Raw genomic sequence first — 21,218 nt, forward strand, 5'->3', positions numbered from 1 at the left:
CCGTTTCTCGGAACAATGTCCATTTGGCAAACTTTTTGTAGGGACATCAATAATTCATTTTGCACAATAAAAAATCACAACTATATGGATAAACAAGAAAAAACAACCCAACAGGAAGAGGAAGTAAAGATTCAAAACGGGAATGACGAAGCACAGTCTTCTGAAAGTAAGGCCGAGGAACAAGAAGCGACTCCCCGAACTGAAGAGGAAAAGCTGAAAGAAGAATTAGACAAAGCCAACGAAGTGATAGCCGAACAAAAAGATAAATACCTGCGCTTGTCTGCCGAGTTCGACAACTACCGCAAACGGACGATGAAAGAGAAAGCCGAACTGATTCTGAACGGCGGCGAGAAAAGCATCAGCAGCATCCTGCCGGTGGTAGACGACTTGGAACGTGCGCTGAAAACAATGGAGAATGCTTCGGATGTAAAGGCTGTAAAGGAAGGCGTTGAGCTGATTTACAACAAATTTATGACGGTATTGGGACAAAACGGCGTGAAAGTGATTGAAACGCAAGACCAGCCGCTCAACACAGACTTCCACGAAGCAATTGCCGTGATTCCGGCACCGGAAGAAGAGAAGAAAGGAAAAATCCTGGACTGCGTACAGACGGGATATACCCTGAACGATAAAGTCATCCGTCATGCCAAAGTCGTAGTGGGTGAATAAATCTGATAAACATAGGTATGGAAAAGAGAGATTACTATGAGGTTTTAGGCGTTGAGAAAAACGCATCGGCAGACGAAATCAAGAAGGCATATCGCAAAAAGGCCATTCAATATCATCCGGACCGCAATCCTGGCGACAAAGAGGCAGAAGAAAAATTCAAAGAAGCTGCCGAAGCCTACGAAGTGTTGAGCAATCCGGACAAGCGTGCCCGTTACGACCAGTTCGGCCACGCAGGTGTAAGTGGAGCAGCCGGCAACGGAGGCCCGTTCGGAGGATTCAGCGGAGGCATGTCCATGGACGATATATTCTCGATGTTCGGCGATATCTTTGGTGGACACGGTGGATTCGGTGGCTTTGGCGGATTCGGTGGAGGAAGCAGCTCGCAACAGCGTCGCTACAGAGGCTCGGACCTTCGCGTAAAAGTAAAACTGACATTAAAAGAGATTTCGACTGGCGTAGAGAAGAAATTCAAACTGAAAAAATACGTTCCGTGTCCGCATTGCCATGGAAGCGGCGCAGAGGGAACTGGCGGCGTAGAAACCTGCCCTACCTGTAAGGGAACAGGCTCGGTCATCCGCAACCAACAGACCATATTGGGAACGATGCAGACACGCACCACATGTCCCACATGCGGCGGCGAAGGTCATATCATCAAAAACAAGTGCAAGGAATGCGGTGGCGAAGGCATCGTTTACGGCGAAGAAGTAGTAACGGTAAAAATCCCTAAGGGAGTGGCAGAGGGCATGCAGCTGTCAATGAGCGGCAAAGGAAATGCCGGCAAACACAACGGCGTAGCGGGCGATTTGCTGATTCTGATAGAAGAAGAACCGGACAAAGAACTGATTCGCGATGAAAACGACCTGATATACAATCTTCTGTTGAACTTCCCTACTGCCGCATTAGGCGGAACGGTAGAAATACCGACCATAGACGGCAGAGTGAAAGTGAAAATAGAACCGGGCACACAACCGGGTAAGGTGCTGCGCCTGCGCAACAAAGGTCTGCCCAGCGTAAACGGCTATGGCACAGGCGACTTACTGGTCAATGTCAGCATCTATGTCCCGGAAACATTGAGCAAAGAAGAAAAGAAAATGTTGGAAGAACTGGACGCGTCCGACAATTTCAAACCCAATACCTCCATTAAAGAAAAAATCTTCAAGAAATTCAAAACTTTGTTTGAATAATCCTACCTGAACCTTATTGTTATCTTTCATGTATGAAAAACTGCCGGAGAAACGGGAAACATTTCTCCGGCAGTTTTTTATTGCATAGCCAAGAAGCGTAAGCGTGCTGCGCTATCCTCCAGACAACAGGCCAACAGCCGCTTCCTTCCAGCAGAGTCTATTGCAGATAGTCCGTTATCTTTCCGCTGATTTGCAACAGAGAGATTTCGCAGATCTTCGTGTCGTATTCGGCAGAGAGGATGCGCTCTTCGGCATCGAGCAGATTTTTTTGTGCCTCACGCATTTCAATACCTGCCAGGTCGCCCAACAGGTAGCGGTCGCGCGAGATGTCATAGTTGTCTTTGGCCACAATAAGGTTCTGGCGTTCCAACTTCAACAGTTCCAAGTTATTGCGATAAGCCTGCCACAAATTGCTGAGGTCCGCGCGCAGCGTCTGTTCCAACTGTTCCCGCTCCAGTCTGGCATTCTCGACAGCCAGACTGGCATTGCGTCGTTCACGGCGGCGGTTACCATCGAAGAGGTTGAAGCCTACGGTGACACCGAAGTTCAGCCCCAAGTTGCTCCGTCGGCTGTTGGCAGCCAGTTCATACCGGTTCAGCGTATAGCCATAGCCTCCGTTCAGGCGGATGTAAGGATAATCGCGTGCGCATACTTTCTTATAATCCAGTCGGGCAATGGTCTGATTCTGGTCGGCACGCAACAACGAAGCATTGATAGCCAGTGTTCCTTGCCAGAGCTCTTCGAAGTCGAGAATCTGGTTTATGTCGATGAGACTGTCCCGGATGATAAAGAACTCGTCCACATCCTCATTGGCCATCAGTTCGTTCAGTTCGATGCGCGAAGTGTGCAAGGCTTCTTGTTGTTTGATATACTGGGCACTGTCGGCATTGAAGTCCACTTTGGCTTGCAGATAGTCTATACCGGCCGCATTTCCCACGTTCATGTGCAACTCAGCGACACGCAACCGTTCGCGAGAAAGAGACATGGCGTAATGAAAGTTCTTCAGGCGGATTTTCTGCTGCACAAAGTTATAATACTCTGCCGCAATGTTGGCAATAAGGTCCTCAATGGCAATGCGTGTTTCTGTCTTGCCCTGCCGCTCCAGCTCTTTCAATTGCTGGTAAGTAGCCGTAATGTTAAACCCATCAAATACGGTCCACTCCAAGTTGATTCCAGCGTCGATGGTCTGATCCAAAGCGTTTTTCTCCTTGCTGACAGTTTGTGTTGAGCGGAGCTTGGTTTCCGTATCGCTCAACGAGCCGCTGTAGCCAGCCGTAAGGTCCAGAGTCGGCAAGGCACCGGCATTGGCCAGCGTAGCATTGTTCTCGCTGATACGTTCCTGGTTACGGGTGATACGCAGCGAATAGTTATTGAGCAGTCCTTCTTCCAGACAATCCTTCAGGGTATAAACTGGAGGTTGTGCGAGAACTGAGGTTGCCGCACAAACGGCTATCAGTAAAAGTATAAATTGTTTCATCATATTTCTTTCAGTTTACTGCGGTTGGTAGAAATGTAACTGTAGATGGCAGGCACGATATACATGGTGAGCAGTGTGGACACAATCATCCCTCCCACCACTGCAGTACCCATGGCAATACGCTGGTTGGCTCCTTCACCCGAAGCAAAGGCCAAAGGCAACAAGCCCAGCACAGTAGCAAAGCTGGTCATCAGGATGGGACGCAAGCGTTGCAGGGCTGCATCCTGCACTGCCCGCATCTTATCTTCGCCGTGATCTTGCTTGTGGTTGGCAAATTCCACGATAAGAATACCGTTTTTGGCCACCAGACCGATAAGCATAATGATACCAATCTGGCTAAAGATGTTCATCGTGATATCGCCGAAGTACATAAACACAAGTGCTCCCGCAATAGCCAGCGGCACGGTAAGCATAATGACCAGCGGATCTTTGAAGCTCTCGAACTGTGCAGCCAGGATAAGGTAGATAAGTCCAATGGCTAATATGAAGGCAAACATCAGACTGGAAGCACTTTCGCTATAATCTTTTGAGTCACCCGACAAAGCTGTGCGGAAACTGTCATCCAGCACTTCGGCAGCTATTTTGTCCATTTCCTCAATGCCTTGCCCGATGGTCTTCCCTTCAGCCAGACCCGTTGATACGGTAGCCGACACAAAACGATTGTAACGATAAAGCTTGGGCGGCGCCGTACCGTAGATAATCTTTACCAGATTGTCCAGCTGCACCATTTCGCCGTTATCGCTGCGGATGTAAAGCCCCACAAGGTCCGAAGGCTTGTTACGCTGCTGACGGTTGATTTCGCCCAATATCTCATACTGCTTGCCGTTCATGTAGAAGTAACCCATACGCTGGCCGCTCAAACCATATTGCAAGGTCTGGGCAATGTTTCGTGTACTGATGCCCATTGTTCCCGCCTTGTCTCGGTCTATCTGTATCCGGGCTTCAGGGTCACTGAACTTCAGGTCTACATCCGCCATTTGGAAAGTCGGATTCTCGTAGACACGCTCCATGAACTTAGGCAGCACTTCCTGCAGCTTTTCGATATTGGTGGCTTGCAGCACATACTGCACCGGCATGCTGCTGCGTCGTCCGCCAAACGAAGATTGTTGCTGCACGAAAGCACGCGCTTTGGTTTCCTTCTGCACAGCTTTCGATAGCTTTTCTGCCACTTCCATTTGCGTATAATCGCGCTCGCGAAGGTCTTTCAGCGTAATGCGGATATTACCGCTTCCACTCGACACACGGGCCGTAACAGCCTCAGCATCGGGAATGATAGAGTCTACCACATCGTTGATGCGTTCCGTATAGTCGCGGATGTATTCATAGCTCACACCCTCAGCACCACTGGTGTTGATAGTTATCTGCGAACGGTCTTCCAGCGGAGCCATCTCGGCAGGAATGTGATTCCAAAGGAACAGAATGATACCGAAAGTGACGAGCGTGAAAGCCAATGCTATCCACCGTTTCCTCAGGAAAGCAGCCAGCGAACGACTGTATAAGCGGTTCATCCCCTCAAAGAAGGGTTCGGTAATACGGTAAAACCAGTTTTTCTTCTTCTCCTGCTTCAGCAACTTGGTAGCCAGCATGGGCGTAAAAGTCAAGGCAGCAAAGGCAGAAATGAGAATGGAACCCGATATGACGAAGCTGAACTCGCGGAAAAGACGCCCTGTAGTACCTTCCATAAAGACGATAGGAAAGAATACGGCTACCAGCGTGATGGTGGTGGAGATAACGGCAAAGAATATCTCTTTTGCTCCCTCAATGCCCGCCTGCTTAGGCGGCATACCCTGTTCGATACGTACATAGATGTTTTCAGTCATCACAATGGCATCATCCACCACCAATCCAACGGCAAGCACCACGGCCAGCATGGTGAGCACGTTAATGGAGAACCCAGCCACATACATCACAAAGAAGGCACCAATGAGCGACACGGGGATAACAATACACGGTACCAGCGTTACACGCCAATCGCGCAAGAAAAGGAAAATAATGATAATAACCAGTACAAAAGCCTCGTACACCGTATGTTCCACCTCACTGATGGAGGCACGGATGAAGCGTGTATTATCGAAGCCGTAGGTATAGCTCACATCTTCGGGCAGGTCTTTTTTCATGCGCTCCATACGGTCATAGACAGCATCAGCAATCTCGATATGGTTGGCACCAGGCTGTGGAATAACTACCACACCCACCATAGGCACGCCGTTCATCTTCATGTAGCTTTTCAAGTCGGCAGCTCCCAGTTCGGCACGCCCGATGTCGCTGAAACGGATAATGCGGTTGCCATCAGCTTTGATGATGAGGTTGTTGAACTCTTCAGGTGTGTGCATCAGACCCAGCGTACGGATGGTCAGCTCGGTAGTGTTACCTTCGATGCTTCCCGAAGGCAGTTCGATATTCTCGCGGTCGATGGCTTCCTTTACATCGACAGGCGTGATGCCGTAGCCCGACATCTTGGTAGGGTCGAGCCAAAGTCGCATGGAGTATTTCTTTTCACCCCAGATGCTGACGCTACTCACGTCGGAAATAGTTTGCAGCTGTTCTTTTACGGTCAGGTCGGCAATCTCGCTCAATTCCAGCAGCGACCGTTTGTTGCTCTGCAAAGCCACCATCAGGATAGGTGTGGCATCGGCATCGGCCTTCGACACGGTAGGCGGGTCGCAGTCATCGGGCAGATAGCGTTGAGCACGTGACACCTTGTCGCGCACGTCATTGGCTGCGGTTTCCAAGTCGACGGACAGTTCAAATTCTACGGTAATGCGGCTTTGTCCCTGTTGGCTGACACTGGTCAACGAACGGATGCCGGGAATGCCGTTGATGTTCTGCTCCAGCGGTTCGGTAATCTGGTTCTCAATGACATCTGCATTAGCTCCCGTGTACGAGCACTGCACGGAGATTATGGGATTGTCTACCGAAGGATATTCGCGCACGCCCAGCGAGGTATAGCCGATGAAGCCGAAGAGCAAGATGATAATGGTCAGCACCGTGGAGAGCACGGGACGGCGTATGCTTAGTTCGGATATGTTCATGGGGCGTATGCTTAATAGATGTTGTCAATTGTCACTGTCATACCTGTGCGCAACTGCTGTGTACCCGAAATGATGACTGTATCTCCTTCATTCAGTCCGCTCACAGCCTGTACCAGTGCATCGGTTCGAATACCCGTCACGATGTCCACAGGTTCCGCCTTTCCGTTCTTGTAGAGGAACACCTTGTCTTTTCCCATTTCCGGCACGATGGCTTCGGAAGGAATGGCCAGAGCGTTTTCATGCTCTTGCTTGCGCAAGTTGATGGAGGCAAAACGCCCCGGCATAATACCCGACGGATTGGGATAGAGAGCACGAATGGTAAGCGAGTGGGTCACGGGATCAAGGCTTGATTCGCGGGCATAGACACGTGCCTCATACTGATTGAGCGAACCGGTAAGTGAGAATTTCAGCGTAGTACCCACTTTGACATCACGTGCATAGCTTTCCGGCACAGAAAATTCGACCTTCAGGGGAGCTATTTTAGTCAGCTTGGCTACAATCGTGGTAGGAGAAGCGTATGTGCCCACGCTGACCTGTCGCAATCCGATGATACCATCAAAAGGCGCACGCAGTTCAGTCTGTTCAATCTGTGCCTTTATGATTTCTATATCAGCATTCAAGGTAGCCAAGTCTGTTTTCACTTGTTCGTAGGCCTCCTTGCTGACAGCATCGCGCTTCAACAGCGCATCCTGACGGAACACACGGTCTTCGGCCAGTTTCAGCTGGGAAACCAGACGTTGCAATTGGGCTTGCAGTGGGCGGTCGTTTACTTTGGCAAGGAGCTGTCCCTGCTGTACGTGCGTACCTTCCTCAAAATTGATGTCTGTGATTTTGCCAGAAGTTTCGAACGAGAGGTTCACTTCTTCGTCAGGCAACAGACTACCAATGATAGGAATCTCATCCACCAGCATTTGCGGCCTGACAATGGTAGCGTTGACGTTTAATACTTTTTTACTTGGACTGTTGGCCGGCATGATTTTGTCAGCCTCAGCCAGTTCTTCGTTTGTTTTGGGCATTTGTGAGTAGATTCCCCACCCGACAAGCCCGGCGCCTATCACCAGGATGAGGCCCCATTTCAGCTTTTTCTTCATGTAGCGTGTTGTTGTGGTATAAAATTGTTTATATGTTCATTGATAGTGTCCTGTCTGTAAGGTTTAAAGCGTATTATGTTAAAGTTGTGTTAATATTTTCGGTATTTCAGTAAGCTTCCCGGTATTTACTTTCTTCCTTGTCATCCAGCATACTGAGGTAAGAAGCATATCGCGACTGGCTAATGCGGTGTTCTTCCACAGCTTGCAGCACAGCACATCCCGGTTCATGGCGGTGTGTACAATTACTGTAACGGCATTCGGCCGAGGCCTTGAATATTTCGGGGAAATAATGTCCGATCTCCTCTGTTTCCATGTCGAAAGTGCCGAATCCTTTAATGCCCGGCGTGTCGATGATATAACCGCCCTCGTTATCCACAGGATACATCTCGGAGAATGTGGTGGTATGCATACCCTTGTTGTGTACAGCGGAGATTTCCCCCGTGCGGGCATCAGTGCCCGGTAACAGTGCGTTGATGAGAGTCGATTTACCCACACCTGAGTTGCCCGAGAAGAGAGTGATGCGTCCGCGAAGTTTTGCCTTCACCTCCTCCATACCTTGACCTTGGATTGCCGAGACTTTAAGGCAGGGATAGCCAATGGTAGTGTAGAGATGGACCAGTCCCTCCAGATAACGTCGGTCATCTTCATCATAGAGGTCTGTCTTGTTGAAGAGGAGCAAGACAGGCACCCGATAAGCTTCAGCCGTAGCCAGGAAGCGGTCGATGAAAGTAGTAGATGTTTCGGGATAGTTGACGGTAACTATCAGCATGCACTGGTCGAGGTTGGCAGCCAGGATATGCGACTGTTTAGACAGGTTGGAAGCGCGCCGGATGATGTAGTTCTTACGGTCTTCTATCTCGGTGATGAAAGCCGTACCTTCACGGTTTTCAGCAATCTGCACGCGGTCGCCCACGGCCACGGGATTGGTGCTGCGGATGCCTTTCAGGCGGAAGTTTCCTTTCACCTTGCACTCCACATCGCGTCCGTCTCCGGTGCGGACAATATACCAGCTGCCGGTATTCTTGATAACGAGTCCGTTCACTTGTTCTATTGAAAGTTGAAAGTGGGAAACTGAAAATTGAGAAGCAGACTCTTATCTTCAGGAAAGGAACATCTCTGTATTTCACTCTCCAAGAAAAACCGGCTATTTCTCAATTTTCAATCCTCTATTTCCAATTTATTTATACGGTCATTATCTCCTTGTCTTTTGCCGCAAGCATCTCGTCAATCTGCTTGATATACTTGTCGTGAATCTTCTGGAGTTTTTCCTCGCCTCCCTTCTGTGCGTCTTCGGCCAGACCTTCCTTCACGGCTTTCTTCAGGGCGTCGATAGCGTCACGGCGGGCGTTGCGCACACTCACTTTAGCAGTTTCGCCCTCGCCCTTACACTGTTTGGCCAGTTGTTTGCGCCGTTCTTCAGTGAGAGGCGGGATGCCGATACGGATGATTTCACCATTGTTCTCCGGCATGATGCCCAGGTCGGAATCAATGATGGCCTTCTCGATAATGCGGAACATGTTCTTGTCCCAAGGTTTGATGGCGATGCTGCGCGCGTCGGGAGTAGTAACGGCAGCAACATTGTTGATAGGCACCATCGAGCCGTAGGAGTCTACGCGGATACCGTCCAGCAGGCGGACATCAGCCTTGCCGGCACGGATATGTGCCAAGGTTTCTTCCAGGTACATAATGGCCATGTCCATCTTTTCTTGGGCTTCGCCCAGGATGTCTTTTACGTCTTTCATATCAGGTTTGTTTTTGATTATTTCAGATAGGGTGCAAATATAATTAAATTCTTCATTCTTCGCTCTTCCTTTTTCATTTAATTGTGCACCAGCGTACCAATCTCTTCCCCTTGCATCACTTTACGCAGGTTACCGGGCGTATCCATATCGAAGACGATGATGGGCAGGTTGTTTTCCTTGCACATGCAGGTAGCGGTAAGGTCCATTACTTTAAGTCCGCGGGCAAGCACCTCATCATAAGTGATGTCAGAGAACTTCGTAGCTGTAGGATCTTTTTCAGGGTCGGCGGTATAGATGCCATCCACACGGGTACCCTTCAGCATGACATCAGCTTCGATTTCAATGCCGCGCAGACTGGAGCCGGTGTCGGTGGTGAAGAAGGGATTACCCGTACCCGCCGACATGATGACCACTTCGCCTGCCTCCATGCATTCGATAGCGCGCCATTTATTGTAGAATTCTCCAATGGGTTCCATGCGCACGGCTGTCAGCACGCGGGCCTTGACACCGACGGAGGTAAGGGCCGAACTGAGGGCCAGACTATTGATGACGGTGGCAAGCATACCCATCTGATCGCCTTTCACACGGTCAAAACCCCTTGAAGCACCGCTGAGTCCACGGAAGATGTTTCCTCCACCGATGACGATGCCAATCTGTACACCCATTTCATGTATCTCTTTGATTTGTGCGGCATACTGCGCCAGGCGTTCTTCGTCGATGCCGTACTGCTTCCTGCCCATCAGACTTTCGCCGCTGAGCTTGAGGAGGATTCGCTTGAATTTCGTTTCCATGTTATGATTCGTTATTAATAATGTTTCTGTTTCTTCCTGCGGAAGTCTGGCCATGCCTTCGGTAAGCATGCCTTTGCCTTTCATCTTTCTACTGAGCACGTGTTTGAACCTCTGGTTTGCTTGGTAACCCAGGAATCTCATAACGTCGCCATAGAACGTTTGTACTTGCAAAGATAGGAGTTTCTTCGCGAATATAACGAAGTGATTTAAACTTTTTATGCACAGCGCCGATGTCCCGTGCATATCAGGCAGTTCTCTGATAAGCGCTTTCCCCAAAATTGCCAAGCCATAAGCAGCATGCTGCCACGCGATGAGCAGCGTGCTGCTTATATATCAGAAGTAGAACACTGATTATCAACAGCATGCAAGACAACCCATTTGTAGGTCGGAAATTTTAGAGTACTTCCGCTTTTACAAGCCTTCATTCAACCTGCCCGCTTCCATTTTCTTGTCGCTGATAGAGTTCTGCTACCAAATCACACGCAGTCTGCAATCCCAGACTACCGGTATTAAGCATCAGGTTATAGTGATGCGGTTCTCCCCATTTCTGCCCTGTATAATACTCATAATGAGTCACTCGGTTGCGGTTGACGCGGGTCATTTCGGCCTGTGCCCTGTCTGCTGCTATGCCATACTCTTCGGTGCAACGCCGACCGGCACTCTCCGGGTCAGCATAGCAGAACACACTGATGAGCTTCGGGCGATGTTGCAGGACGTAGTCGGCACAGCGTCCCACGATAATGCACGGCCCTTGTGCCGCCAGTTCGCGGATGATGTTGCTTTCTGCCACGAAAAGCACGTCGTCTGGCGAGAGGCTCCATTCACGTGACCTTTCGCTGCCGGCGGCCAGGATGCACTTCAGCCAGAAAGAGGGGATGGACTGTTCGTTGCGACGGATGTAGTCTTCGTTAATACCGCTTTTCTGTGCAGCCAGATGAATAAACTCCTTGTCGTAAAGCCGTATGCCCAGCCGCTTGGAGAGCATCTCACCCAACAGGTGTCCGCCGCTACCAAACTCGCGGGCTATGGTGATAACCGTGTGCAGCTGTTCCGAGCCAGCTTCCGACGGTACAGACGGGACTTGTCCTGACGAAATCCAACGGTCAACAAACCGATACCAAGGGCTGACGAAATGCACGATAGGCCCTACGAGCAAGGCTGCTATCACCGTGCCTTCACGCACACCGTACAGTCCTCCCATAAAGCCGAACGACAGCAACACAGCCAGAAGCACCAGCGACCAGTCAAACCCCAGCTTCATGTATCCAAAGTCTCTGCGGAAGCGCTTGGCCAATACCCGTACAAAGTATTCGCCCGCCATCATAGCCACATCGGCCTTTACTTCCAACGCAATGCCCAAGGCCAGGATGACGCAGCCCACCAGCAGGTTTCCTATCTTGCTGAGGTAACTGACGGGCACCAGTCCCTGTATAAGATACATGCACAAGTCAATGCACAGCCCGAAGAAGAAGGTAATGACTATCTGCGAAAGATACATGCGCAAGTCTTCCTTGACCTGCTTGCGTGTCATAAACGGCAGTTCAAGCAAGACGAACAGCAGGTTCAGCACAATGGTCCACTGTCCCATTGTAAGTGGGGTAAACATACTGGCTACGTAAGTGACGCTGGTAATGGGTGAAGTACCCAGCGAGGCCTTGGTGATGTAGGCGATGCCCAGGGCATTGACAAAAAGGGCGAGGGCGAAGAGTAGATAACGTCTAATGATATATTTGTTCTTCATAATGTATATATAGTTATGTGTATCCGCTTGCGCTAAAGCGGGACAAAGATACGGAATTTTCGACGTCCTTGTCACTGGAGAGGGCTGTTACTTATTGCCAAAAATCCCGTAACGGATTCTTTTCTCCGTTACGGGATCTTTCTTGACGGCTACTCCGGATAATCCGTCCCCTGGCTACTCACTCGCTCAGCGTGTATTCACCAGCCTCTTCCGTTACCTGTTGCTGCAGTTCGGAGAGCGAATACTCCTTGCCGCTGAAGGTCACTGTGGCCACGGGTGGATCGAGGGTGACGGTGGCGCTGACGCCTTCCAGCTTGTTCAATGCTTTCTCTACATGCATGCGGCAGTGTTGACACATCATGCCGCTAACCTTGAATTGCTTTTCCATTGTCTTTTCTTCAGTTTTGGTTTGACTTATATTGGTAACTTCTTCATCATTCATCATCAATTCCAAAGATAACTTCTTCCGGCGCAACCTCAGGCTGTTGGTCACCACGCTCACACTGCTGAAGGCCATCGCTGCCCCGCCAATCATCGGGTTAAGCAGGAAGCCGTTGATGGGATAAAGCACGCCCGCGGCAATGGGCACGCCGATCATATTATATATGAACGCCCAGAAAAGATTCTGGCGAATGGTACGCACGGTGAGCCTTGAGAGTTGCAAAGCTTCGGTTATCTTGGTCAGGTCGGAGGAAATGATAGTCATCTTGGCTACGTCCATAGCAATATCGCTGCCGCTGCCCATAGCGATGCTCAGGTCGGCTTGGGCCAGAGCGGCACTGTCGTTGATGCCATCGCCCACCATTGCCACAACCTTGCCTGCGGCTTGTAGTCCTTGGATGAAAACGGCCTTGTCCTGCGGCAATACTCCGGCACGGTAATGCGCGATACCTGCCTGACGGGCAATAGCTTGCGCGGTGGCCTCGTTATCGCCTGTCAGCAGATAGACGTCGATGCCTTTAGCCTGCAAGGCGCGGATAGCACAAACGGAAGTAGGCTTAATACGGTCGGTGATGCCAATGACAGCCAAAACTTCTTGCCCGTCGGCAAACCAGATAACCGTCTGTGCTTCCTGCTCCCACTGTGCGGCGGCTTCTTGCAGGGCAGGGACGATGCGTTTGCCCTGCACCAGGCGGCGGTTGCCTACGTAGTAAGTCCTGTCTCCACATACACCTTTCACACCTTGCCCTGTCACACTCTCGAATCCCTCAACAAAGCATTCTGCATCATTCATTCCCAGTTCTTCATTTAAGACTATCGCTTCGGCCAACGGATGTTCGGACTTCCTTTCAAGAGCAAGAAGGACAGGAGCATACTGCCGGGCCTCGTCACTGGTCCAAAGGATGCGCTGCACCGTGGGATGCCCCTCAGTAACGGTGCCGGTCTTGTCAAGCACTACTACATTCACCCGTCGGGCAGTTTCCAAGCTTTCGGCGTCTTTGATGAGAATGCCTCGCTCGGCTCCCTTGCCTATTCCCACCATGATAGCTGTCGGGGTAGCCAGTCCCAGGGCACAAGGACAGGCAATAATAAGCACAGTCACCAACGCCAGCAATCCGTGAGTCAGTCCGTCTGTGCCGCCCAATGCCAGCCAAAGCACCAAGGCGAGCAAGGCGATACCCATGATGACAGGCACAAAGACGGCAGCCACCCGGTCTACCAACTGCTGCACCGGGGCCTTCGAGCCTTGTGCGTCCTGCACCATGCGGATAATCTTAGCCAACAAAGTGTCTGTCCCTACCCGGTCGGCGCGGAAGCGGAAACTCCCTTTCTGGTTGATGGTACCGGCATAGACCTTATCGTCCCGCTGCTTGGAAACAGGGACTGGCTCACCGCTCAACATGCTCTCATCCACGTAAGAGGTACCATCCGTCACCGTGCCGTCCACAGCCACACGTTCACCTGGCTTGACGAGAATGAGATCACCGGGACGTATTTGCTCTATGCGCACTTCCTTCACGGAGGTATTCTGGAAGTTGTCCGCTGATTCCTTTTCCATCCCTTGCTCTTCATTTACTATGAGAGTAACGGTCTTCGGCTGCAACCCCATCAACTTCCGTATGGCTTGTGAGGTATTACCCTTGGCGCGGTCCTCCAACAGGCGCCCCAAGAGGATGAAAGCAATGATAACGGCAGCGGCCTCGAAGTAGACGTGCGGAGTGATGCCTTTCGACAGCCAGAAGTGGGGGAAAAGGAGGTTGAAGAGACTGAACAGATAGGCTACGCCCGTGCTGCACGCCACTAACGTGTCCATATTCGCCGAGCCGTGGCGCAACTGTTTCCAGGCATTGCCGAAGAAGCTTCGCCCCAATCCGAAGACCACAGGTGTAGCGAGCAACCAGGTAACCCACCCTGCCCACGGGCAGTCCATGAATCCCATGCCAATGATGGCGATAGGCACAGCTAAGGCAACAGCCCATGCAGTGCGGCGTTTCAAAGACTGATAGTGGCGGGCGTGCACCTCTTCCACTTCATCAACCGTATGCTCGTCGCACCCGATGACAAGGTCGTAGCCCGCTTCCTGTACGGCATGTTGCAACTTCTCGGGTGAAGTCTGTGCGGGGTCGAACTCCACGGTGGCCGTCGAAGCGGCATAGTTCACAGCGGCATGACACACGCCCGGTTGCTTGTTCAGGGTCTTGTCAACACGGGCGGCACAGGCAGCGCAACTCATTCCCAATACGGGAAAGGTTTCTTGACAGCTATTATTCTTTTCCATGATTCCTTATTTTCTTTCCGAATGCAAAGATAAGGAGGTTGCCGGGAAAGGAATTACGGATTTATGGAAAAGAGTTACGGAATTATGGCAGAAGAAAGAAAGCTCAGAAAGCATCCAGAGATTTACGTTCTTTCTCAGCAGACTTCCTGAAGGCACTGGGTGTCAGTCCGGTCACACTTTTAAACTGGGCACTGAGATAGGCAGTACTGGCATAACCCAGACGGTCTGCTATTTCTCCAAGAGTCAGTTCTCCGTAGGTCAGCAGTTCCTTGGCACGTTCTATTTTCTGAGCGATGGCATATTTCTCCAATGTGGTACCCGTTTCTTCGGAAAAAAGCTTGCTCAGCGCACTATAATCGCGGTGGAAACGGTGCGCCAGGTAATCGGAGAGATTCACGCAGGGCATTTCTTCCTGATAGTGAACCAAGTCGATAATAGCATCTTTCAAGGCTTCGACCAATTGCATACGTGGATTATCCAGCAGTTCGAAACCTTCTTTCTGCAAGGCTTGGGCTATGCGCGGGCGAAGGGTCTGGTCCGGCTCCTGAGGCAGAATGGCAAAGCCCAGCTGCACGGAGAGCGGATGCAGTCCCAGTTCATTGAGCACAGCAGTCACGGCACGTATGCAGCGTGGACATACCATGTGTTTGATATACAACGTGTACGGTGAAGAAGATGTCATGCTTTCAGCGTATATAGCTATCTGGCAGCAGTTCCTGGAAAAATGATGCCAGATAATGGGTCAGAAGCGATAACCGATGGAGAAATCGGCCTTGAAATTATGTATATGTTCGGAAGGGATGATTATTGTATCCGAAGTGAAATCCTTATTGTCGATATTGGTAAGACCATATTGGACGTTGAATCCAAAATAGACATGTTTCACTTGCCATCCTATACCGAACTGAATGCCGGCATCAAAGCGTTTTAAAGGAGCGTTATCCCCAAACAAGTCCCCTTTATAGGTCTTCTGTTCTACGAGAGCACCGTCCTGGTAGTTGTTTGTGGCGGTGTATTGCCCTCCTACACCGAATGAGATATAAGGACCTACACTGATAATGCTCTTGAAGTTGTTCTTTCCCCAAAGCTTCAGTTCGGCCAAGATGGGAATATCCAGATACAAGGGTTCGATTTTGGTATCTACATACACATAATCTTCATTCTCCCAACGGGCTGTACGCTGGCTTAGGTTGACAGAAGGAGTGATAGACCAATGGTGTGAGATGGCAAAACTGACACCTGCACCTACCGTAAATCCCATTTGGGCGCTGCTGGCATCCGGACCGTCATCGCCTTTAGGGCGACTGGCATTGACCCCAATTTGTACAAAGGGCGTTACGATGCGTTCTTCACGCCGAACATTAATCAGCAGCTCCTCTTCTACGTTTTCGGGTATGCGGACCGTTCGTGTTTCCATGCCTATAGAACTGACTCTCAACTTACTTGCATCAGCAGGTACCTCCAATACGAACTTACCGTCTACGTCGGTAACGGTTTGGATGTCGGTCCCCTTTACCTTTACTTCGGCACCGATGACCGGCTGACTGTCGGATGCATAAATTACGACACCTTTCACTTCCCTGCTTTGAGCGGCCAGACTGAGACAAGCCGTCAGACATGCAATGAAAATAATTACCCTTTTCATAAAATATCGTTCTTTAGATGATGAAATATGCAACAAATATAGGACTTATTTATGAAATCAGGAATAATCCGGTACAGAAATTATCCTGCCAAATCCCGAATTGGCAAAGGCTGATTTTCTTATATATAAGGAGCCCGCTTCCTATACTTTGGAAATCCGCTTCTTATACCTTGCCATTTTGCTTCTTATACCTCGGAAGTTTATTCCTCCCCATCCAGCCTAGAAAAACATCTGGCCTGACACTTTTAACACGCAATATCACGCCTACGCAATCCGTTTATAATAAGCATATTTTCAACAACTTACGATTTCCCTTCTACAGTATCCTTTCATTTTATGAAAAAAAACAGAATTTTTCACTAGGGGCAAGCCTTTCTCAAACGCTATTAATATGAAACGCCTCAAAAAACACGTTTATGAACAAGAATCTATTATACCGTTTTTTCGAAGGACACGCTTCCATAGAAGAAATGAAACAAATAAAGGAATGGGCCGAGAGTTCGGAAGAAAACCTCAGAGTCCTGTACCAGGAACGAAAGCTCTTCGACGCCGGACAGATACTTGGCTCCATGCCCATGCAAGCTGCCCCGCGTAAAAGCAAGGCACGGCAGGTAGGTCTCTGGCGCGAATGGCTGAAGATAGCAGCCGTAGTAGCCGTCACCTTCAGCCTAACCACCACTTGGTTTATATTTACAAACCACCGGACAGCCCTGGCCATGCAAACCATCACGGTTCCTTCCGGACAGCGCGTCAACATCCTGCTGCCCGACAGCACGGACGTATGGCTGAACGCCGGTACCACTTTCAGCTATCCGACAACCTTCGGCACGCGGCAACGTGAGGTTGAATTAGACGGCGAAGCCTACTTTGACGTAACACACAACGAAGAAATACCTTTCGTGGTGCATACCAGCCAGATGGACATAGAGGTATTAGGCACTGAATTCAACGTAGAGGCCTATTCGGACACCGAACATTTTGAGACGTCACTGATACAGGGATGCGTAAAAGTGAGCTCCACCTCCGACCCCGAACAGCACGTTACGCTGGCTCCCAGCCAGAAGACAACCATGCTCGATGGCCAATTAGTAGTGGAGAACATTGACGACTACAACGTGTACCGCTGGCGCGAAGGACTGTATTGTTTCCGCTATAAATCGTTTGCCGACATATTAAAAGACCTGGAGAAATACTTTGATATAGAAATAAGACTTGAGAATCCGCGCATTGCAGGCATCGTACTCACTGGAAAATTCCGCATCCCCGAAGGGCTGGATTTCATTCTGAAAGTGCTGCAATTGGATGTAGAATTCAGTTACAGCCGGGATATAGAGCACAATATCGTGTACATTCAATAAAAATAACCCGAATACTAACCATTAAAAACAGAACGAATAATGAGAAAACCTACTTAATCCGACACGTGTTTCCAAACATCCTGAAACAAAACCGGCAAGTGCTGCAACACCTGCCGGCCCAAAAGCAATAACACAATCTTTTCCTAAAAACGTATTAAAACTTTTATTCACAAAGGTATGAAAAACATCCCTCTGTTGGATTTCCATGCACAAAGAAATCCTGGAATTAAACATTTATTTAGATTTGCGAGAACCTCAGCAGTATGCTTCTGTTTCGGAACCTTCGCTGTAATGAGCGAAAATATCTGTGCACAGAACGCCAAAGTTAACATCAACCGCAAAGAAACACCGGTAGAGGTCATCTTAAGCGAAATCGAGAAGCAGACTGACTACCTGTTTGTCTACAACAAAGACATCAATGTAGACAGACTTTGCACTGTCAACATGCAGGGGAAAACCGTAGCAGAAATTTTGACCCAAATGTTCGGCCCTGTCGGAGTTACCTGGAAGATGGAAGGTAACAACATCGTACTGACTACCAAAGATGCCCGGCAACAAAAAGGGAACAAGCAGCAGAAACAGACCATCAGCGGTAAAGTGATTGACAACACCGGACTGCCCATTATCGGAGCTTCCATCCTGGAAGAAGGAACCAACAATGGTATCATAACCGACATCGACGGTAACTTCAAGCTGACTCTCTCGTCGCCCGATGCTACTATCAGCATTTCTTACATTGGATATATTACGCAGAAGTTGAAAGCCGAACCGGGCAAACCTCTGAACATTACACTGAAAGAAGACAACCAACTGCTGGACGAGGTGGTAGTAGTGGGCTTCGGAACGCAGAAGAAAGTAAACCTCACCGGTTCGGTCAGCGTAGTAACCGCCGAGGAAATTCAGCAGCGCCCCGTAACGAATCTGACCCAGGCCCTGCAGGGTACTGTACCCGGTCTGCGCATCACACAGACCGACGGTAGTCTGGAAGACTCTCCTAGCATCAACGTGCGCGGTACTACAACCATCGGTCAGGGTTCCAGCGGTTCCCCACTTGTGCTGATTGACGGTGTAGAAGGCGACCTGAACTCCATCAACCCGCAAGACGTGGCCAGTATCTCCGTGTTGAAAGACGCTGCAGCTTCCTCCATCTATGGTTCCCGTGCACCGTTTGGTGTTATTCTTATCACCACCAAATCCGGAAACGATGAAGGTAAGATTACTGTCAACTACAACAACAGCTTCCGCTTCGGTACGGCTATCAATATGAACCACTCCATGAATTCCGTAGACTTTGCCAGCTGGATAAACGATACGAATACCAATGGTGGCGCCGGCGTTTACTTTACGCCCGAGCGCATGGATCAAATCGTAGCCTATCACAACGCCAAGCCCTATGGTCCCGGCTCGCGCATTACAGCCAACGGCGAAATCCTTTATTCCATCAGCGACCGCGGCGATGGAAGCGGTTTGTGGCAAGATGGTTATGCGTATGGTATCAATGACGAAGACTACTTCGACCTCGTGTTCAAGGACTGGACATTCTCGCAGGAGCATAACTTCAGCATCAATGGTGGTAACAAGAAGCTCAACTACTATGCTTCGGCCAACTACATGCATCAGAACGGTATGATAAAAATAGGCGAAGACGGTTTGACCCGCTACAACGTGATGCTGAAAGTCAACTCGCAGGTAACAGACTGGCTGCACTTCACCTACTCTACGCGATTCAACCGCCAAGACTACAAACGTCCGGCTGAAATGACTTCCATGCTTTACCACAACATTGTCCGCCAAGGATGGCCCGTACTGCCCAGCTACGACCGCAACGGCTACCTCTACTATTCGCCTTCACCCTTGTTGGGACTGGCAGAAGGCGGTGAGGACCGCTGGCAGAACGACCGTGTCAGCCATCAGGTAAACTTCACCATCGAACCCATCAAGAACTGGGTGACGCATATTGACTTTAACTATAGCACCTACATCAACGACCGCCACTGGGATACTAAGGAACTCTACAATCACGATGTAAACGGCAATCCGGTAGTGGTAGACGATACTTCGGAAGTACACGAAGGCTATTATAAAGACAGCTATTACAATTTCTCGGCATATACAGAATATACCCACCTCTTCAATGATGTACACAATTTCCATATCATGGCAGGTTTCCAGGCCGAGAACCAGAAACAAAGACAATATGGTTTAACACGTGTCGGACTTCTGTTCAACGACAAATCACAAATCGACATGACTACCGGTCTGGGACCTGATGGAAGCGAAGTCACTCCCGATGTGTACGGTTCGGAAAACGAGTGGGCAACTGCCGGTTTCTTCGGACGTGTAAACTACACGTTCAACGACAAGTACCTGCTTGAAGGTAATATCCGTGCCGACGGTACCTCTCGTTTTCGCTCAGACAACCGCTGGAAAGTATTCCCCTCGGTTTCTGTAGGTTGGAACCTCGCCCGTGAAGCTTTCTTTGAACCCCTGGCAGACAAGGTAGATATGTTGAAGCTGCGTGTTTCGTTTGGTACACTGGGTAACCAGAACACGACTAACTGGTATCAGACTTACCAGACCATGAGTGTAGGAGCCTCTAACGGTTCGTGGCTGATGAACGGTCGCCAACCCAACACGGCTTATGCTCCCGGACTGGTATCGGAAGACTTGACTTGGGAAACCATCCAGACCACCAACATCGGTTTAGACTGGAGCTTACTGAACAACCGCCTGACTGGTTCATTTGAATACTACATCCGCGACACCAAAGACATGGTGGGTTATGCTCCCGAATTGCCCAACATTCTGGGAACATCCGTACCCGTAACCAACAACACCGACTTGCGTACCAAAGGTTGGGAATTGACACTGGGATGGAGAGACCAGTTGAACAACGGACTCAGCTATGGCGTTGCTTTCAACCTGTCGGATGCACGTACCAAAATCACGCGTTACCCCAACAACCCCTCCAACGATATATGGAGCTACATTCCCGGACGTGAAATCGGCGAAATATGGGGTTACACCACTGTAGGACTGGCACGCACCGATGAAGAAATGCAGCAGCATCTCGCTACGCTGCCCAATGGTGGACAAGATGCCCTTGGCTCCGACTGGCGCGCAGGTGATATTATGTATGCCGACCTGAACGGCGATGGATACATCTCTTCCGGTTCGGAAAGACTGGGAGATACGGGCGACTTGAGCGTTATCGGTAACACGACACCGCGCTTCCTCTTCGGTCTTGACCTGAACGCAAGTTGGAAAGGGTTTGACCTCCGCGCATTCTTCCAAGGCGTGATGAAACGCGACATCTGGAATGGAGGCGTGTTCACTTTCGGAGCTACCGGTGGCGGCATGTGGCAGGCAACAGGCATTGAAGCCGTAAGCGACTACTTCCGCAACGAAAATACATGGTCTGTGCAAGAAGGATACATGGATGCCAACACGGATGCTTACCTGCCCCGTCCGCTGTATAGCAACAAGAACTTGCAGACACAGACCCGCTACCTGCAAAACGCAGCTTACATCCGTCTGAAAAACTTGCAGATTGGTTATACCATACCCGCAACCATTACCCAACGCTGGGGAATCAGCAACCTACGTATCTTCTTCTCCGGTGAGAACCTGTGGACAGTATCGGGCGTAGACAAACAATACGACCCGGAAACTCTGACCGGCGGTTATGAAGGAGAAGGCATAGGCTACCCCCTGCAGAAAACTTTATCGTTCGGATTGAATATTACCTTATAAAAAACAGACTGACATT

Annotated in this window: 14 protein-coding genes; 4 read left to right on the top strand and 10 right to left on the bottom strand. The window is 49.9% G+C overall.

The window, feature by feature from the left end:
* The first annotated feature begins 84 nt into the window (after window positions 1-84).
* Window positions 85-669, top strand: coding sequence for a nucleotide exchange factor GrpE (locus B5F34_RS11995; RefSeq protein ID WP_087339332.1), 585 nt, complete (start codon window positions 85-87; stop codon window positions 667-669).
* A gap of 17 nt (window positions 670-686) precedes the next feature.
* Window positions 687-1,853, top strand: coding sequence for a molecular chaperone DnaJ (gene dnaJ, locus B5F34_RS12000; protein ID WP_087339335.1), 1,167 nt, complete (start codon window positions 687-689; stop codon window positions 1,851-1,853).
* A 157-nt stretch (window positions 1,854-2,010) separates the two neighbouring features.
* On the opposite strand, the gene B5F34_RS12005 is transcribed toward dnaJ, so the two are convergent.
* From B5F34_RS12005 to B5F34_RS12050, 10 genes are all read right to left on the bottom strand, one after another.
* Window positions 2,011-3,330 (bottom strand): TolC family protein, encoded by a 1,320-nt coding sequence (locus tag B5F34_RS12005; protein ID WP_087339394.1) that lies wholly within the window; start codon window positions 3,328-3,330, stop codon window positions 2,011-2,013.
* Window positions 3,330-6,362: an efflux RND transporter permease subunit gene (locus B5F34_RS12010; protein WP_087339337.1), complete on the bottom strand. Its 3,033-nt coding sequence runs from the start codon at window positions 6,360-6,362 to the stop codon at window positions 3,330-3,332. Before B5F34_RS12010 ends, B5F34_RS12005 begins: the two co-directional genes overlap by 1 nt.
* Before the next feature lie 11 nt (window positions 6,363-6,373).
* Window positions 6,374-7,453 carry an efflux RND transporter periplasmic adaptor subunit gene (locus B5F34_RS12015; protein WP_087339340.1) on the bottom strand — a complete coding sequence of 360 codons (1,080 nt, stop codon included), beginning with the start codon at window positions 7,451-7,453 and terminating at the stop codon, window positions 6,374-6,376.
* Window positions 7,454-7,559: 106 nt separating this feature from the next.
* Complete coding sequence (rsgA, locus tag B5F34_RS12020; protein ID WP_087339343.1) at window positions 7,560-8,495, bottom strand: ribosome small subunit-dependent GTPase A; 936 nt, start codon at window positions 8,493-8,495, stop codon at window positions 7,560-7,562.
* A 139-nt stretch (window positions 8,496-8,634) separates the two neighbouring features.
* On the bottom strand, window positions 8,635-9,195 hold the full coding sequence (gene frr / locus B5F34_RS12025; RefSeq protein WP_087339346.1) for a ribosome recycling factor: 561 nt from the start codon (window positions 9,193-9,195) through the stop codon (window positions 8,635-8,637).
* 77 nt (window positions 9,196-9,272) lie between these two features.
* Window positions 9,273-9,986, bottom strand: coding sequence for a UMP kinase (gene pyrH / locus B5F34_RS12030; RefSeq protein WP_087339397.1), 714 nt, complete (start codon window positions 9,984-9,986; stop codon window positions 9,273-9,275).
* Window positions 9,987-10,407: 421 nt separating this feature from the next.
* On the bottom strand, window positions 10,408-11,727 hold the full coding sequence (locus B5F34_RS12035) for a cytidylate kinase family protein (RefSeq protein WP_087339349.1): 1,320 nt from the start codon (window positions 11,725-11,727) through the stop codon (window positions 10,408-10,410).
* Window positions 11,728-11,905: 178 nt separating this feature from the next.
* Window positions 11,906-14,446, bottom strand: coding sequence for a heavy metal translocating P-type ATPase (locus tag B5F34_RS12040; RefSeq protein WP_087339352.1), 2,541 nt, complete (start codon window positions 14,444-14,446; stop codon window positions 11,906-11,908).
* A gap of 103 nt (window positions 14,447-14,549) precedes the next feature.
* Window positions 14,550-15,128, bottom strand: coding sequence for an AraC family transcriptional regulator (locus B5F34_RS12045; RefSeq protein ID WP_087339354.1), 579 nt, complete (start codon window positions 15,126-15,128; stop codon window positions 14,550-14,552).
* A 60-nt stretch (window positions 15,129-15,188) separates the two neighbouring features.
* On the bottom strand, window positions 15,189-16,091 hold the full coding sequence (locus B5F34_RS12050) for a porin family protein (RefSeq protein WP_087339357.1): 903 nt from the start codon (window positions 16,089-16,091) through the stop codon (window positions 15,189-15,191).
* A gap of 416 nt (window positions 16,092-16,507) precedes the next feature.
* Here B5F34_RS12050 and B5F34_RS12055 point away from each other — a divergent pair, with 416 nt between their 5' ends.
* Both B5F34_RS12055 and B5F34_RS12060 read left to right on the top strand, forming a co-directional pair.
* On the top strand, window positions 16,508-17,449 hold the full coding sequence (locus tag B5F34_RS12055) for a FecR domain-containing protein (protein ID WP_087339360.1): 942 nt from the start codon (window positions 16,508-16,510) through the stop codon (window positions 17,447-17,449).
* A 291-nt stretch (window positions 17,450-17,740) separates the two neighbouring features.
* A complete protein-coding gene (locus B5F34_RS12060) occupies window positions 17,741-21,202 on the top strand; it encodes a TonB-dependent receptor (protein ID WP_239448935.1) in 3,462 nt (1,153 codons plus the stop codon).
* Window positions 21,203-21,218: the final 16 nt, after the last annotated feature.

The sequence above is a fragment of the Mediterranea sp. An20 genome, from assembly GCF_002160055.1.
GTDB classification, from domain to species: domain Bacteria; phylum Bacteroidota; class Bacteroidia; order Bacteroidales; family Bacteroidaceae; genus Bacteroides; species Bacteroides avicola.

Excerpts from the sequence above, each read along its gene's own strand:
- B5F34_RS11995 (WP_087339332.1), top strand. The coding sequence starts at position 85 with ATGGATAAACAAGAAAAAACAACCCAACAGGAAGAGGAAGTAAAGATT.
- dnaJ (WP_087339335.1), top strand. The coding sequence starts at position 687 with ATGGAAAAGAGAGATTACTATGAGGTTTTAGGCGTTGAGAAAAACGCA.
- B5F34_RS12005 (WP_087339394.1), bottom strand. The coding sequence starts at position 3,330 with ATGAAACAATTTATACTTTTACTGATAGCCGTTTGTGCGGCAACCTCA.
- B5F34_RS12010 (WP_087339337.1), bottom strand. The coding sequence starts at position 6,362 with ATGAACATATCCGAACTAAGCATACGCCGTCCCGTGCTCTCCACGGTG.
- B5F34_RS12015 (WP_087339340.1), bottom strand. The coding sequence starts at position 7,453 with ATGAAGAAAAAGCTGAAATGGGGCCTCATCCTGGTGATAGGCGCCGGG.
- frr (WP_087339346.1), bottom strand. The coding sequence starts at position 9,195 with ATGAAAGACGTAAAAGACATCCTGGGCGAAGCCCAAGAAAAGATGGAC.
- pyrH (WP_087339397.1), bottom strand. The coding sequence starts at position 9,986 with ATGGAAACGAAATTCAAGCGAATCCTCCTCAAGCTCAGCGGCGAAAGT.
- B5F34_RS12035 (WP_087339349.1), bottom strand. The coding sequence starts at position 11,727 with ATGAAGAACAAATATATCATTAGACGTTATCTACTCTTCGCCCTCGCC.
- B5F34_RS12040 (WP_087339352.1), bottom strand. The coding sequence starts at position 14,446 with ATGGAAAAGAATAATAGCTGTCAAGAAACCTTTCCCGTATTGGGAATG.
- B5F34_RS12045 (WP_087339354.1), bottom strand. The coding sequence starts at position 15,128 with ATGACATCTTCTTCACCGTACACGTTGTATATCAAACACATGGTATGT.
- B5F34_RS12050 (WP_087339357.1), bottom strand. The coding sequence starts at position 16,091 with ATGAAAAGGGTAATTATTTTCATTGCATGTCTGACGGCTTGTCTCAGT.
- B5F34_RS12055 (WP_087339360.1), top strand. The coding sequence starts at position 16,508 with ATGAACAAGAATCTATTATACCGTTTTTTCGAAGGACACGCTTCCATA.
- B5F34_RS12060 (WP_239448935.1), top strand. The coding sequence starts at position 17,741 with ATGAGCGAAAATATCTGTGCACAGAACGCCAAAGTTAACATCAACCGC.